The sequence below is a fragment of the Corynebacterium sp. HMSC076D02 genome, from assembly GCF_001813815.1.
GTDB classification, from domain to species: Bacteria; Actinomycetota; Actinomycetes; order Mycobacteriales; family Mycobacteriaceae; genus Corynebacterium; species Corynebacterium simulans.
Genome location: NZ_KV814060.1, coordinates 1 through 1,732 on the forward strand (window position 1 = coordinate 1; position 1,732 = coordinate 1,732).

The 1,732-nt window shown below is 52.8% G+C and carries 2 protein-coding genes; both read right to left on the bottom strand.

Going from position 1 to position 1,732, the window contains the following annotated elements; translation table 11 throughout:
• Positions 1–89: 89 nt before the first annotated feature.
• Entirely contained in the window at positions 90–1,049 is a 960-nt protein-coding gene (locus tag HMPREF2935_RS07800) for a replication protein RepA (RefSeq protein ID WP_049377316.1), read from the bottom strand.
• A gap of 378 nt (positions 1,050–1,427) precedes the next feature.
• A partial coding sequence (locus HMPREF2935_RS07805) for a ribbon-helix-helix protein, CopG family (RefSeq protein ID WP_246817806.1) occupies positions 1,428–1,732 on the bottom strand: 305 nt, incomplete at its 5' end.

Sequence of the window (1,732 nt, forward strand, 5' to 3'; positions counted from 1 at the left end):
AAATATGCGCACCTGTATTGGTAAATATGCGCAGTCTGATTTGGGCATAAAGAAAGCGCCCGAGTGGGGCGCTTAACGGTTGCTGGGGATTAGTCGAGTTGGGGCTTTGGTGGACGCTGTCGAATAGAGGTGGCGGTCTTGGTGACCATGACTCCGTTGGCGTCGGCGGTGATGCCGGCGTTAGGCCAAACAGTCAAAATGTCGTGAATGGCTTTCTTGACATCGGTGCGGAAGTTTACCCAATCTTGACCTTTGGTGAGTTTTTTGGTGGCGAAGTTTGCGGCCATCATTTCCCACGTGAAGGTGTAGGCGTCGCGGTTGTTTTTCGCCAGCCAATACTGCTTGAGAGTCAGCCAGATGTAGATGTCCATTGAGCGGGGTTTGGTGAGTTCTCGTAGGACGTTGAGGTCGATTGGGATGGGGGATTCTGCGATGTGCTTGAAGAACTTTTCGGTTAGCGCTAGCTCTGACTCAATGAAGCTTCCCTGGTTGGGGTCTCGGGGGTCGAACCAGAGGTTCCAGCCGTCCAAGATTTGGGTGTTGCTGCCTTGAGCGTGCACTCCGTCATCGCTTTCGACGGTAATGGTAGAACCTGCGATACGAAGGATTTGTTCGCGAATGTTTTTCAGGTTGCCTGTTGCTCCGCCAGTTCCGCGGCCTAGAACGCCGATTGCTTTGAGGAAATGGTTCATCGAGTGGCCGAGCGGGATGCGGCGCGCTTCCTGCTCGTCGATTTTCCCTTCTTTGAGGCGTCCAGCGTTTTCTACTGCTCGGGTAATGACGTAGGCCATGATGAGGCGCGGATACTTGCCGTAGGGGAGACCTCTGCGAGAGTAGACCGAGATTATCCCTTGTGCAGTTTCTACGACGCGCTCATTGTTTTCTGCTTTGCGGTAGGGGAAGAGTGCTTGGACGAAGAGTTTGGAGGTGTAGCCGACGTCTTGGGCTTGGAGGAGTTCTTGTGCGGCGTCGTGTTCTTGCCTGCGGGCTAGTTCTTTGACTGCTTCGAGCTTGGCGCGGCGCTCGTCTGGGGTGTGTGGGGGCTGCATGGTGCCGTGGTCTCCTTTTGGATTATCGACACCGCCCGTGTTGTGCTTTGCTCACTGTCCGTGGGGAAGTGGTAAAGTCTTACCCGACACGGTCGGTGTCGTTTTCTTTTTTGGGCCCCCGCTAGAGCGCCAACTCTATGATGCGGGGGTTTCCTCATGTTTTGAGGAATGTGCGCGCCCTGGACTTGAACCGAGGGTGTGTGCCGCTCGCGCTGCGCACCCCACGGGTGTGGGGCGCGTCTTTTTATTTTCTCCGCCTATTAAATCACATCAGTGTGACTTACTGGGAGATTTAGTAATGGTGGCGGCTGTTGCCAAGAAGCCTTATTGGCCGTTTGCTTTGATGAAGCTTGCTCGGAACCTAAGGTATTAGTGGAGTCACTGTTGTTCTTCGGGCTCGTCTTTTAGCCCGTTGAGCATTATTTGGTTAAACAAGTTGTTGATTGTCTTCTCTTCGAAGTCTGCAGCCACTTGATTCCAATGGAATTCTTCTAGTTTGGGAAGCATGGCTGTAATAGCCATTTTTAAGTAGAAACCTCGACTACGTCCTGTCCTATCGCAGAGAGTGTCGAGTCGTTCAATGATTTCATCTGGCATCCGTACAGACACCACACGTCCGGAAGGGTGGGGTGCTTGTTTCATATGCAGTATCCTCTCCTTGGCAGCAATGGTAAACATTGTTT